General features: G+C 44.1%; 12 protein-coding genes. 3 read left to right on the forward strand and 9 right to left on the reverse strand.

Going from position 1 to position 14,330, the window contains the following annotated elements; all coding sequences use genetic code 11:
• Positions 1–12: 12 nt before the first annotated feature.
• From H8B17_RS19410 to H8B17_RS19430, 5 genes are all read right to left on the reverse strand, one after another.
• The gene (locus H8B17_RS19410; protein ID WP_190310899.1) at positions 13–516 is read right to left on the reverse strand and encodes an adenylyltransferase/cytidyltransferase family protein; all 504 of its coding nucleotides are present in this window, start codon (positions 514–516) and stop codon (positions 13–15) included.
• A 76-nt stretch (positions 517–592) separates the two neighbouring features.
• Positions 593–1,621, reverse strand: a complete 1,029-nt coding sequence (locus H8B17_RS19415; protein ID WP_190310900.1) for an NAD-dependent epimerase/dehydratase family protein — start codon at positions 1,619–1,621, stop codon at positions 593–595.
• 16 nt (positions 1,622–1,637) lie between these two features.
• The gene (locus H8B17_RS19420) at positions 1,638–3,020 is read right to left on the reverse strand and encodes a nucleotide sugar dehydrogenase (protein WP_190310901.1); all 1,383 of its coding nucleotides are present in this window, start codon (positions 3,018–3,020) and stop codon (positions 1,638–1,640) included.
• A 9-nt stretch (positions 3,021–3,029) separates the two neighbouring features.
• Positions 3,030–3,545, reverse strand: a complete 516-nt coding sequence (locus H8B17_RS19425) for a winged helix-turn-helix domain-containing protein (protein WP_190310902.1) — start codon at positions 3,543–3,545, stop codon at positions 3,030–3,032.
• 57 nt (positions 3,546–3,602) lie between these two features.
• A complete protein-coding gene (locus H8B17_RS19430; protein ID WP_190310903.1) occupies positions 3,603–4,100 on the reverse strand; it encodes a hypothetical protein in 498 nt (165 codons plus the stop codon).
• Positions 4,101–4,280: 180 nt separating this feature from the next.
• On the opposite strand from H8B17_RS19430, the gene H8B17_RS19435 reads away from it, so the two are divergent.
• From H8B17_RS19435 to H8B17_RS19445, 3 genes are read left to right on the forward strand one after another with little or no spacing between them, the layout of a single operon-like run.
• Positions 4,281–4,613 carry a hypothetical protein gene (locus tag H8B17_RS19435; RefSeq protein ID WP_190310904.1) on the forward strand — a complete coding sequence of 111 codons (333 nt, stop codon included), beginning with the start codon at positions 4,281–4,283 and terminating at the stop codon, positions 4,611–4,613.
• A gap of 11 nt (positions 4,614–4,624) precedes the next feature.
• Positions 4,625–4,906 (forward strand): hypothetical protein, encoded by a 282-nt coding sequence (locus H8B17_RS19440; protein WP_190310905.1) that lies wholly within the window; start codon positions 4,625–4,627, stop codon positions 4,904–4,906.
• Positions 4,907–4,911: 5 nt separating this feature from the next.
• Positions 4,912–6,606, forward strand: coding sequence for a PepSY-associated TM helix domain-containing protein (locus H8B17_RS19445; RefSeq protein WP_190310906.1), 1,695 nt, complete (start codon positions 4,912–4,914; stop codon positions 6,604–6,606).
• 64 nt (positions 6,607–6,670) lie between these two features.
• Here H8B17_RS19445 and H8B17_RS19450 read toward each other — a convergent pair whose 3' ends face one another.
• From H8B17_RS19450 to H8B17_RS19465, 4 genes are all read right to left on the reverse strand, one after another.
• Complete coding sequence (locus H8B17_RS19450) at positions 6,671–7,873, reverse strand: hypothetical protein (protein ID WP_190310907.1); 1,203 nt, start codon at positions 7,871–7,873, stop codon at positions 6,671–6,673.
• 34 nt (positions 7,874–7,907) lie between these two features.
• The gene (locus H8B17_RS19455; protein WP_190310908.1) at positions 7,908–10,394 is read right to left on the reverse strand and encodes a TonB-dependent receptor; all 2,487 of its coding nucleotides are present in this window, start codon (positions 10,392–10,394) and stop codon (positions 7,908–7,910) included.
• 358 nt (positions 10,395–10,752) lie between these two features.
• Positions 10,753–12,012 (reverse strand): DUF4374 domain-containing protein, encoded by a 1,260-nt coding sequence (locus H8B17_RS19460; RefSeq protein WP_190310909.1) that lies wholly within the window; start codon positions 12,010–12,012, stop codon positions 10,753–10,755.
• 35 nt (positions 12,013–12,047) lie between these two features.
• Complete coding sequence (locus H8B17_RS19465; protein WP_190310910.1) at positions 12,048–14,228, reverse strand: TonB-dependent receptor; 2,181 nt, start codon at positions 14,226–14,228, stop codon at positions 12,048–12,050.
• Between the last annotated feature and the right edge of the window lie 102 nt (positions 14,229–14,330).

The following is a 14,330-nucleotide window of genomic DNA, read 5'->3' on the forward strand; positions in this document are numbered from 1 at the left end:
TCTTGCAAATACTTACTTCTTCCCATTCCCATTTTTCTCCGCTTCCTTCTCCGCTACGATTCTACGCAAACCCGAACTCGAAAAGCGGTGATCCCGACTGTTAAAATACAGGTCTATCCCTTTCTCTTCACAATATTTACGTCCGGTAAAATCTTTATCTTTATATTCATCCCCCACAATGCGTACGTCCAGTTTAAAGGAACGCAGAATGTCTTCTAAGTCTTGTTCGGTAGAGTAGGGCACGATCTCGTCCACATATTGACATCCACGCAATTGGATATAACGTTCGACGACGGTTTGGGTTGGTTTGTTTTTCTCCGGACGATCCAACGTAGGATCCATCTGCAGACCACAGATCAAGTAGTCGCATTGGCGCTTTGCTTCTGCCAGCATCATGATATGCCCCGCATGCAATAAATCGAAAGTGGAGAAGGTAATCCCGACACGTGGCCCCGGGTTATAGTCTTCTCTTTTCTTTACTACTTTTTGTTCCATAGTTTCTTTATTGTGATTCATTCTGTCACTTTCTTGTTAATCAAGAGACATAAGTTGCTCCGCTATATACAATAAAAGTGCCAAGTGCATATTAAATTTATATATTTAAATACATTTTATACCATTCTACAAATTTCCCAACCCCTGCCTGAAGCGGTGTCCTACTTTTATAGCCGAGTAGGTGGAGTTTTGTGGTGTCTGCCCAGGTACATGATACATCGCCCGGCTGCATCGGTAAATTATTTTTCTTTGCCTCTTTGCCAAGATTTGTTTCCAATGTTTCGATAAATTCCATCAACAAAACCGGTGCACCGTTCCCAACATTCATTACTTGATACCAAGGTTGTGCTTTTTCCTGTACAGGTGGATGGTTCAAGGTTAGGATGATTCCCTTTATAATATCGTCTATGTACGTAAAATCGCGGCTCAAATCGCCGTTATTAAACACGTTAATAGAGCGATCTTCCAAGATAGCGGATGCAAACAGTACGGGTGCCATGTCTGGGCGTCCCCAAGGTCCGTAAACGGTAAATAAGCGTAGGCCAGTAGTCGGAATCTGATATAAATGACTGTAGCTATGCGCCATCAGTTCGTTGGCTTTCTTGGTGGCGGCATACAGACTGATCGGGTAATCGACAGATGCATCTTCTACGAAGGGCACTTGATCGCTTTCTCCATACACCGAAGAGCTGGAGGCATACACCAGATGTTTTATATGATACTGTCTACAACTTTCGAGGATATTCGCAAAGCCTACGAGATTACTATCAACATAGGCCATCGGATTTTCCAAACTATAGCGTACGCCCGCTTGTGCCGCTAAATGAACGACTGCATCGAAAGCCTCTTTTTCAAAAAGTTGCGGTAAAGCACCCCGATCTTCCACAGATAAACGGACAAATCGAAAATCAGGGTATTTCTCGGATACTGTCGACTGACCCCATTGCTCGGCTTCTGCGCGCTGTATACCCAGCTCCTGCAATCGCGCGTATTTCAGGTTGACGTCGTAATAATCGTTGATATTATCCAGGCCCACCACCGTTAACCCTTGCTCCAGCAGGGTCTTGCAGAGATGGAAACCGATAAAGCCGGCTGCGCCTGTTACTAATATCTTTTTGTATAGCATACTGCTTTTTTGTTCTTTACTCGCCAATAGCGTAATATTTAAAGCCTAAAGTTTCTAATTGGGATCGATCTAATAGCTTCCGACCATCAAAAACAAATGCAGGTTTTTTCATTCCCGCTTTAATTTGTTTCCAGTCGTATGTTTTAAACACATCCCATTCGGTCAGGACAGCCGCGGCATGTGCGCCGTCCAATGCTGTATAGGGATCATCGACCACTTTTACCAATCGGCGGTTTGCCTCTGGCGTACGCGTCCCTAGGAAATCTAAATCGCGATACACCTGCTCGGGGGAAACCTTGGGGTCGTAGACCACGATTTGGGCTTCTTCGTCAAGCAAATGGTCGGCAACATAGATCGCCGCAGATTCCCGAGTATCGTTGGTGTCTTTTTTAAACGCCCATCCAAGGAAAGCAATATGCTTCCCGTTTACCGTATTATACATCGTTTGGACAATCTTTTCGGCAAAACGTGTCTTCTGATGGTCGTTCATGATAATGACCTGTTCCCAATAATCGGCTACGGCATCCAACTTGTAGGATCGCGCTATATAAACAAGGTTCAAAATATCCTTCTGGAAACAGGAGCCTCCGAATCCGACCGAGGCTTTTAGAAATTTCGACCCGATGCGGGAATCCATACCTACTGCTTTCGCAACTTCCTCCACGTTGGCACCGGTAACCTCACAAAGCTCCGATACGGCGTTGATCGAGGAAACACGTTGCGCCAAGAAGGCGTTGGCCACCAACTTCGATAACTCCGACGACCAGAGGTTGGTGGTTATAATCCGCTCCCGGGGAACCCACTGGGCATAGAGTTGCACTAACGCTTCTATGGCCTCTATATTTTCACCACCGATCAGTACGCGATCGGGATTGTATAAATCTTCAATAGCCGTTCCTTCGGCTAAAAACTCTGGATTGGAAAGAATATGAAAATTAATGCCATTACTGGTATTGTCTAAAATACTTTTTAGCGCGTCGGCCGTACGCACCGGAAGGGTCGATTTTTCGACAACAATTTTATCATCTTTGGCAACGGCCGCAATCTGACGGGCACAGAGTTCGATAAATTTTAAATCGGCTGCTTGCCCCTTTCCTTTTCCGTAGGTCTTGGTCGGGGTATTTACCGAAATGAAAATCATATCTGCTTCATCAATGGCTTTATCTACATCGGTGTCAAAGAATAAATTACGTCCACGTGTTTCCGCCACGACTGCATCCAATCCTTTTTCGTAAATCGGAAGCTGCGATAAGTCGTCATCGTTCCAAGCTGCAATACGCGCCTTATTGACATCAACTACCGTAATCTGAATATCCGGGTTTTTCTGGGCAATAACCGACATCGTCGGCCCTCCGACGTAACCCGCTCCAATACACGTAATCTTTTTGATTTGCTTCATGTTACTGGATTAGTTGCTAAATTCTTTCTGATAAACCACAATATAAGCACCGCTACTGGGTTTTTCGAAGTTTATCCTGATTTCCTTGTTGATTAATTTGCCGGTTTTCTCGGCGAGGTGCTGTAGATAGTCTTTGTCGAGGTTTTCACCGGACACCACAACCTCCACCTGATCGGACTCCTGCCCCTTGGCATATGCCCCCACCAACATCACTTCCTGCACATCGCCGGCACGCTCCATCACCTGATCAACCACCTTGTCTACGCCCAAAAAAGAATGTACTAAACGCTGTACAGGATTAAACAACGGATGATCAATATTCGCCCGGTACAACACCTTCTTCTGCTCTTGTTTACGCTCTAAAAATCCAGCTTCTGTTAATTGATTCAGCTCTTTGCGGATGGCATTGGTCGATTCATCAAATTCTTCGGCAATACCACGGAGGTAACCGGTGTTACCCGCCGATACAAAAAATTTGATCAGTAGCTTTAATCTTGTTTTGGAAGTGATCAATGCACCTAGCATATTGTTTTCCTCTATTGAGCAACAAAGGTACTCGATGAGTTTTAAAAATGCAAGTTATTATATTGTTAAGTTCGGCATATTCATAGAGGTACTAGCCGTAGTTTCTTGTACAATATAGGGCACATGGGCTTTAAACGCCTTTGCATTCCCTTCGTTGTCACTTATCCAACCCGATAAATGGATATACAGTTTTTTTCCTTCCAATCGACGAAGCGCGTGACGACGGATCCGGAAACTGGCCGATAACAACTGAGGACCATCTCCTCTTCCCTTAAAATAAAGCTTATCAAGGGAAGGTACGTAAAAGGCCGAGTGGTTAAACGACAACCGCTTGATCACGATAGCCTTGATATGCTCTTCGCACCCGTCGAGATGCAGCATCACACTTCCCCGGCGCATATGATCGTAAGGATCGCCAGGTTCTTGAAACTGGACTTCGACGTTCATATCCATCACGCTTTCGAAACGTCGATATTTCCGTATTTCGTTGATAACGATCAGAGAAATAGGCAGCAGAGCGAGCCCTGCAAACACAGAATAGGTTAATGCTTCCATAATGTAATTCGTAGATTGTAGATTAAAGGTGCAAAGAACTACAAACGATCGAAAAACAACAAAAAAACACGGGGGACAAATGGGGGACATCAACCCTATTGCAGCAAATTTGAAATTATATTGCATATAAAAATGAATTTATGTAGGTTTGCCTTTATTTAAATCAAATCTAAATAAAGAATGTATAGTTTACTTTTCCTTATCCTCTTCAGTGGCTGTTATCTACTGTATACCACCTCCAAGAAGGCAAAACTAGGTAAGGTGCCGCCGCGATTCCTGCGATTGGTACAATCTACTAAAAACGCAAAAATAGCGGCTGCCGTGCTTTTTCTTTTATCTTGGGCTGTCATTATCATCGATCAGGGGTTCGGATCGGGCACCTTTGCCTTTGGCGGTTATATCATGACCGCATTAAGTGTCGTTGTACTGCTTAATCCCCTGCAGTATATCCGATGGACACATCTACTGGGTCTATTTGTTTTTGCGATGCTCATCGAAACCTTTATCTTCTAATTCCGTCCGTTATGCCTGCAAATAAGAAATACTTGAGTAACCCTTTCCAGCGCTTTCTAAAAATTACCGGTGGTTTTTTGGGAGGGTATGTCGTTATGCTCAGTTTCCACTTGATGATGACCTGCGTTTTCCAGGAAAAGGATGTCGTCATTACCGCCTATTTATCGGGCTATGTGCTTTGGGCGGTTCTCCTGCTGTATGCTTTTCTCGCGAAGAACGGCTGGTGGGTTTGGCTTATCTATACGGTTATGGCCGTGGTTTTTTATCTTCTCTTTCACTTCCTACACGGTTAAAACAAATGAACATACGTAACTACAATATCTATTTCAATACGCACACCATCAGCGGGATCATTATCTGTGCCCTGCTGTATGTTATCTTTTTTGCCGGCTCCTTTTCCTTTTTCAAGCACGAAATACAAGCTTGGCAACATGGCGCCTCGTACGAGGCGAATAAGGAGACTGGAAAAGACTTTGATTTCTTGTTGGATTCGCTCCGGCAAACCCATAATCTACAAGGTAGGGACATTACCTTCTACCTACAGCCCCATTCCCTCGGGGCTTCGGTAAACATGAGCGTATCGAAAGATACGACGGTCAGTAAACCGCAGCAAGCGCCAGAAGGGCAAAGGCGCGGCCGCCGAGGTGGCGGAGACAACGCGTTCTTTTATTATGATTTCCATCAGGAAAAAGCGAGTACCTATGCAGAAAGTTACGATATGGGCGAATTTCTCTACCGTTTACATTTCCTAGCCCAACTGAATCAAGTACCCATAAATATAGGCATGCCGTTTGGCTATACGGTGGCTGGACTCGTATCCTTTCTATTTCTCTTCGCATTGATTACGGGTTTATTGCTACATTGGGATAAAATCGTGTCCAATTTCTTTATCTTCCGGCCCTGGAGCAAATGGAAAACGGTATGGACAGATATGCATACCGCGCTGGGTGTCATTGGCTTCCCGTTTCAATTTATTTTTGCGTTGACCGGTATCATCCTGATCGTCAATTGGGTACTCGTGAAGCCCCTGACAAACTATCTATACGAGGGCAAACAAGAAGCGCTCTATCAGGATTTAGGCTTTTCGGATAGCCAGACCTACGAATACCTATACCAGCCTATCGATCAGGACTTCAACATGGAGCATTATCTGGCAGAACTGAATCAAAAATGGAGCGGTGCCGAATTCAGTCGCATTTTTATCAAAAATTACGGCGATGAAAGCATGCACCTTATCGTTCATGCCAAGCCAAATCCAAAGCTCAATTTCTCGGGAGAAGGAAAGGCGATCTACCGAATCCACGATAAAAGTCTAGTCTATGAGAAGGATCCACACAGCAACTCTTCTTATAAGGATAAGGTATCCAGCATTATTTATCACCTGCATTTTGGTGATTTTGGCGGGTATCCGGTGAAGATTACCTTTTTCATCTTAGGTATCATGGGCTGTATTGTCATCATCTCCGGCATCTTGATCTGGCTGGTAGCCCGAGACAAAAAGAATATACCGAAGCACAAACGCGTGTTCAACTTTTGGGCAAGTAATGTCTTCGTGGCCATCTGTTTGACGATGTTTCCCGTGACCGCCTTGACCTTTATCGCCGTTAAGGTTTATCCGGAAGTAAACCAGTCCTTTATCTATAACGTTTATTTTTACAGCTGGCTGGTGTTCTCCGTCTTTTATATCATACGAAGAAATCTCCGGGCGACCAATAAAGAGACGCTTCTACTGGGTGCATTGTTGGGTTTTTGTATCCCCGTTGTGAACGGGCTATATGGTGGCAACTGGATTTGGAAGACCTTTGCTGCCGGCGAAACTGATATTCTGTTTTTTGATCTATTGTGGATTGCTATTTCGGTTGTGGCACTGATAGCATTTGTTAAGATACAACGGGATGGCGGGAAACAGGACGACGCCAAAAAAAATGTCGGTAAGGTTTCAGCACCACCTGTACGTGGCCGGAAAATAATTAAGAAACCTGTTACGGAATAAAATTGTAAAACAGAAAAGGGGGCTGTACGTGTACAGCCCCCTTTCACATGAAACCAAAAATAGATTATTTTAATTTGTTGATATGGTATACTCGCGTCACACCAGGGTCGATTTCAGCACCTTTCTTAACGGTGTTTGTGGCCATGTTGTATTCATAGATAAACCATTTCGATTCAGGTGTTTTAACAGCCGTGTATAGGTTGCCATCTTGTATCAGATTGATTGTGGTTGTGGCTTCGCCTCCGGTCATTTCGTCTAGGTTTGCAACGATTTTTTTGCTGGCTACATCAATGACATACGGTCTTATATACGCCTTTCCTTCACCTAACCAAGAGAGATCACCACCTTTTACAGCATACTCTTTCAGGTCGAACAGGTAATCCTGATCAAATTCCGTTTCGTCCTTATTGACACGGAGTAGCGCGTAGGTATCTTCAGTTTTACCTGTTGTCAGGACATACAGGTTATTATCGTCGTCCAAAAACGAATAGTTTTCGCGTTGCCAGTGTCCGGCTACAATGCTTGCCCGATCATCGCTCATGATATGTCCGTTTTCCATACTCGGATAATCACATATATATACATAGGCGTTTTGGTTCACCGGCTTGTAATCGAACGTATAATAGTACAATCCGAAATACGCTTTTCCGTCGCTAATGCGTGCACTGGTAACATTGAGAATGGTTGGATCCACCGTCCCATCTGGTTTGTACACCGTGTAATCCAAGGTTGGAATCTGGGCTTTCAACGTCTTATTAATCGTCATGTCCTTTGTATTCATAAAGAATATGCTATATTCGAATACTTTCTTTTCCGCGTTAGCGTCGCTACCGTTCGTTGAAGTGAAAACAATCTCGTCTGTTGTGCTCAATTCGCTGGCTACCTTTCCAAGATAGAAGGCCCCTGGAAAAGCATAATTATCCACCTCTACGAGTTCGTCTCCTTTTTCATTGATTTGAAGCTTACTGAAACGTGTACCATCGTTGGACATGTAATAGTAGCCATTAAAGAAATAGGCGTATCCCGCGTAGCGCGCCTGCGGAAGGTAACCGGAGATATCGATTCCTTTATTATTCTGCGGAGACAACAACGTGTCTTTCATGATCTCGTCGGTCGTCAGTAAATACGATCCGTTTTCGGTGGCTACCCACACCGAATATTCGGAGTTTTCGGCGCCGGGGACGTCTGGGACATTCGGGCTATCTTCGCACGCGGAGAATAAGGTTGCTGCAATGGCACAATAACCAATTAATCTGTTTTTTTTCATCTGTATATTGCTTTTTTTGATGATGATGTATAAATTATAGTAATGATATTCTAAATTTCATGTAAAATGCTCGCCCTGGCTTTTGGAGGCGAAAGTTGTCATAGGCACGTTCATCGGATAAGTTTCTGACCTCTCCGGAAATATTATACCGGTTCCGATTCCACGAATAGCTTACGATCAACGAATGGACTAATTGTGTAGGGATATAATTTTTGGAAGCCAGCGAACCAAGATGGCTATCGCTGAGATAAAACCATTTGGTGTACTGCGTATTCCAGGATATCTGCGTACGGCTACCTTTGCTAAACCAATCGTTTTGTGCAAAGCTTAGATCAAGATTACCATATGTCCAAGGTCGGTTCGGAATCTGATAGCCATACGTAAGGCTCACTTCCTGGTTGGTGTCGTCGGTAAATTTTTGATTGTCTATGGCGTTGTCATAGCTGCCGTTGAGGGAGGCTGTAAAAATATCTTTATAACCGTAACGCAACTCGATATCTCCACCGTACAATTTCACGCCCGGAATATTATAGTATTGATATTTATCCCGCTCGTCATCGGCAACGATCCTGACGTTGATATAATCCTGTGCCAACCGGTAGAAACCAGAGATATCAAAATTTATAAAATGATCGTCATTAAAAAATGTATTGTAATAAAATCCGCCATTGACGTTGTCGCTACGTTCTGGCTTGATGTCCCAATTGGCAAGATAGTTTTGTCCATCGCCATATAATGCGTTCATCGTAGGCATATTATAGGCCCTCTCCGCCGAGAACTTTACACCGCCATCTTTGAAAATCCGATAACGGGAAGCTAAACTATAGCCTTGGTATCCAAAATATCTTGACTGCGAAATAATGGAACCATCCAATACCTCATTGTAATCTCCAAATATGCGTTGATCTTCTTGCTTGTACGTATCTAAACCATAGTATTTTACAGCAATGTTGTTTACCAGTCGCTTGTCCAACCATTGGTTTTGCCACGCCAATCCCACGATATTCCTGACCATATTGCTTGGTAATCCGGAGGTGTTATTGTTTAAAATAATATCGTAAGATTGACGGCTATTGGTATTGACATTATAGTTGAGATTTAGACTATGGTTCCGGCTTTCATCAAAATCATAGTTGAAATTCATCCTACCCAGCACACTGTTGGTATTATACCTATCGTGAATCGGGTCATTTTCGGCTTGTCCGGTCGTATTAGGTATGGGCGCGCCGCCCCATTCGTAGTTGTATCGCGCCGTATCCCGGACATGCGACACATCATAGCCATAGTTCGCATAAATATCGGCAAATAACCGATCAACGATAAAATTTTGCTTTTTATAACTAATCGTAGGCATGATATAGGTTGATTCCCTCCAATTACCGCCATAAACCGTATTGATTGTCGCGCCAAGCTGATTTTCTTTGTTGTTTGCCGAATAGGTCAATCCAACAAAGAATTGATCTGCCCAACTTTTATCCCGCAAGCCGACTTCGACCTGACCCATGGCGGAATAGTAGCGGTCTTTGAACCGTCGGACTTCGTCGATAGGGACGAATTTATTATTGACCACTTTTTCAAAGACAACACCGTATTCTTTTTCGGTGTACATTTTGTAATTGTTGTCCGAATAATTATAGAAGGCGTTTGCCCGAACCGAGAGGTTGTTTTTAGGGTTCGTGTACATTCCTACCAAAGACGATTGGTGTGTATTGAAAGATCCGTAGCTATAACTAAAATCGAGAAAGTGCCTATTCCTCTTCTTGGTAATGATATTGACGGCTCCCCCAAGCGCATCCGAACCTAAAAATGCCGGGACGACACCTTTATATATCTCGATTCGGTCCACTAAATTTACCGGGATATTATTTAACGACATAGCCGAGCCAAAATCATCCATCGGAACGCCATCGATATAGATTTTAGCCGCCAATCCATTGATGCGAAAAACAAAATTTGAACCCAAGCCGCCATCTTCCCTAAAAGTAACGCCGGGTGCGGTACGGAGGATTTGATTGACATTCGCGGTTTGGTTCGCATATTGGTTCATATCAATAACGCTCACATTGAACCCGGATCTTTTTATTTCGTGAACGCGTCTTTGGTTTTCGGTTTGGCCTTTCACGCTAATCGCTTCAATGACACGATCATCTATCTTTAGCTGAAAGTCTTTATACCTTTCACTTTCTTTCAGTAGCGCGCGTTCCGTAATGTAGCCAACGACAGTCACCTCAACGGAAACCTGCTGTTTTTGGCCAATTTCCAATTTGTAAAACCCATCTATATCGGTGCTTGTTTGGAGGTTCGTACCCACGATGCTAACGGTTGCATTTTCGATAGCTTTTCCAAAGGAGTCCTTCACATACCCCGAGATGAAAGACTGCACGATACCGTGCATACTCCCTTGCTGTGGAAAAATAGTTTCGCTCGAATGGCTTGCTGTCGAAGCCAAGATTCCTGCAGGATTATAGGCAAAAATCCCCACAGCCAACAGCATGGCTGTATAAAATTTATTATATTGCATCACTTTAGTTTGACGATTAAAGTATGGTAGATGTATCTACCGCCGGGAGGTCTGGGTGCAACCAGACCTCTTTCTTTTCTTTATTTAACTGCTGTTAGTAACCTTTATCTCATGTTGTATTATTTAGATTAAATACAAATAATGAGGCAAAGGTAAATATTAATGGGATATTTCCAAAAAGAATTTTTTGAATTTGGGAGGGTTTCATTGATGTTGGCCGACTGCGAAGCAGGCACCTGGGTCTAATACGGGATTTGCGGAGCTGATGCAACACGGAAGCTAAATGAAAGAAAAAGGGTTGTACGCGTACAACCCCTTCTACATAAAACAAACAATAGATTGCACTAAAGCAATACCATTAATACTTCAATTGGTGAATACCTGTAATGGTACCGCCCACCACTTTTAAGCCTTGCTTGGCGGTAGCCGTCGTCGCATCAAACTCGTATACATAGCTACTTCCGCTTTCCAGCGTTAGTCCTACATATGCTTTTGTTTTATCTTCGGAAATCGCACCGTAGTTGGTCGTGGTGGCACTCTTTATATTATCAGGAAGTCCCGAAACCATCTTAACAGTTTGCTCATAAACATCTACAACAGCAAATTTAACCCCTGCTAGCGATTTTGCTGCTCCATAGGTCTGGACTAAGAACTTACCATTACCGAAATAACGGGCAGCATTGATTTTGTAACCACCTGTTTTTTCCTCAAAACTGAAAAAGTAATCCTGATCAAATTCTGTTGTCCCTTTATTGATTCTGACAATAGCTGATGGATTTTTGCTGATCAATACATCTTCACCATTCACGGATCTGGTTTTGGAAGCTCCAGAGAAACCATAAGCATCGCCCCTTTCATCCACAAAAATCCCATTCTTAAAGTATTCACCCAAGACGCCGGTACGGTTGTCTTTGATTACCTTTTCCAGTTTCAGCTCTGGATACGAGAACACCGCCACCCAGGTGCTGTCCGGATATTCGGTATCAAACGTTGCATTACAACATCCCTTGATACTCATATAAGGAGCATAAACTTTATCCTCCACTTGTGTAGCCCAAGTAAAGTGTGCACGTTCACCATTTCCAGCAAGTTTCACAACATTCACCGATGCTTCTCCTACTAACTGTGGATCTTTTGCATTTACCCGGAAAAAGCCGGCATTCTCATTGCCTGAACGCGGGACTTTGATCAGCAATACCTCATCATTTACCGGTGTGAATACCTGTACTGTTTCGGCCACAAAATCACTCGCCTCCGTCAGCTTTCCTTCCCCATTTAACACGTAGGAGGTCACCGCTCCGGGATTACCTTGTCCGTACAGCATACTGAAAAATCGGTTTTGGTTGGTCATATAATACCGATAGGTACCCCGTTGTTCTAAGCCATTTCCCGATGTACTGATCGACCCCTTGGTGAGATCGTCCACAGTCAGCAGATAATCTGCCGTACCGGCTTCGGCACTGTTGGGGTGTGCAGCAACGATGTATTTCGTGTTGGTTAAATCTCCATCATCCTCACCGGGACCTGGTTGCGGATTAACCGGATCATCCGAACAGGAGATGGCAACAAATGCGCAGGCTAACCCAAGCGCAGCCAGAACGTTTATTCTTTTCTTCATGATATTTAAATTTTATGTTTGTGAATAAATAAGCTTTATTGAGAAATGAAATAGCGCAATTTCAAGAAGAAACCGCGGCTGGGTTTCGGCAGACTGAAATTATCGTACAGCCGCGCATCGGTGAGATTCTTGCATTCCAAACCGACATTGTATTTCCCGTTGGACAGCGCATATACGATATTGACATCATGCGCGAACTGTGTCGGTATGATATGCTTTCCTTCCGATCCTTGGCTTGGCCAAAACAGATACATATTATGGACGTAGAGCAAATTATATCCGATGGATAGGTTATTGCCTTTTCCACCCAAATCCGTCAGGAAAACAGATGCATCTGCATTACCATAGAGATATGGAATATTCGGCATACGATCTTTGTAGACCAGACTTATTTCAGTTGCTTCTGGATTATCGTACATCGTCATGTTCCGAAAGTTATGGTAGGAAAGGCTTGCTCCCGCAGAAATCAGGTTGTGATAAGAATAACGGACCTCACCATCCACGCCCATATTGGTGGCACGGGCCAAGTTCTCCATGATATAACGCGTCTGATTGGTCTGTAACCGCTCACGTATAAAATCATGCGCGTCCCGGTAAAGCCAACCCGCATTTAGTGCAAAGCGGTGATCCGGGGTGACGTTGAAAAAATAGCCAACACCTACGTTAACATTATCACTGGATTCGGGTTTCAGTTCTAGATTACTTACGCGGTTTACCATATCGCCGAAAATCTCAAAGGCTTCTGGCATTCGCTTGGCGTTTTCATAAGAAGCTTTAATCTGCAGATCGGGATTCACAAAATAGGAAGCAGCAACTCCATAACCCACTTTATTGTAGTTCATTTTCTGTGTTTCGTAGGCCACATCCCCCCAGTTTCCTGATGGATTATAGGAAGAAGTAGAAGTTAACCGCTGATTGTAATTTTTAAAGAATGCGCTCGCCACCCATTTTCCATCATGATTGTAACGATAATCAATCCCCGTCATGTTCTTCCGCGTGCGGGAAGGCATCTCATAGGCTTCATTCTCAGGAAAGAGTTCGTCCGAGCCGCGGCGGTCAAAAGTGGTAAAAACATTATTGACAACAATAGCATGCCGCTTATTGATGTCGTAACTCAATGTAGCGGTAGCAAGCCCGGTATTATCGCTGTATTTATAGAGCGTATAACTCCGTTCGCCCCCTGGCGCATCTTGGTATTTGGTATTTTGTAACCAATCGTAGCGCACATTCACCGTATCGATATTCTGTTCTTTCCCGACATTGATATTGGCATTCAGCGTAGCGGTCAGCCCCTTTATAAAAAGATCCTTCTCATAGTAGCGTAAGGTCGGCATAACGATATTTCCTCGACGATGTGCACTTCCGAATACGCTTTCGATCTGTGCTCCGGTCTGTATCTCCTGGTAGGTCTTTCCTAATTGTACGCCTATCATTAGCCGATCGGCATATTTTTTATCCACCACACCGACATTGGCCATAACCACTTCGTTGTGATAAGTGTCGTGGAAACGTCGAATGTATTGGGCTGGTTCCCGCTTCCAAGTATTGATATTCGACGGTTCCATCCACATGCGGTAATTGTTGTCGGAATAGTTCTGATAGGCATTGACCTGCACGGTGAAGCCCGATTTGGCTGTCCAGCCTGCGTTGATGTTCGTTCGGTGGGTATTGAAAGAACCGTAAGAATAGGACGCGTCCAGATAGCTTCGGTTTCGGGTTTTTGTCACAATATTGATTGCTCCGCCCATCGCATCGGACCCCAGCCAAACGGGTACAACGCCACGGTATATCTCGACACGCTCGGCGAGATTAACGGGAATATTGTTCAACTGAAACGATGAACCGAATCCCTCCATCGGAACACCATCGATAAAAATTTTGATCTGCTTGCCGGTGAACCCGTTGATGGAGATATTCATATCCGAGCCCACACCACCCGATTCACGGACACGAACCCCTGACACGCGGTCAATGGCATGCCCGATATCTAATGTGGAATTGTGGAGTTTGGTAGCATCGATGGCCGTTACGTTGTAGGCCTGCCGGTTAATTTCATGTACGCGGGTGCGGCCCATAACGACCACACTGTCGATCAGCCGCTGGTCTTGGAGTGAGTCGGCACGGGTTGTATCGCGTTGCACCACCTGCGCCTTCGGGGATCCCATAGAAATCCCTATAGCCAACAGTATGGCTGTATAAAATTTATTATATTGCATCACTTTAGTTTGACGATTAAAGTATGGTAGATGTATCTACCGCCGGGAGGTCTGGGTGCAACCAGACCTCTTTCTTTATTTAACTGTTGTTCGTATCCTTTA

Source organism: Sphingobacterium arenae (assembly GCF_014692505.1).
GTDB lineage: Bacteria > Bacteroidota > Bacteroidia > Sphingobacteriales > Sphingobacteriaceae > Sphingobacterium > Sphingobacterium arenae.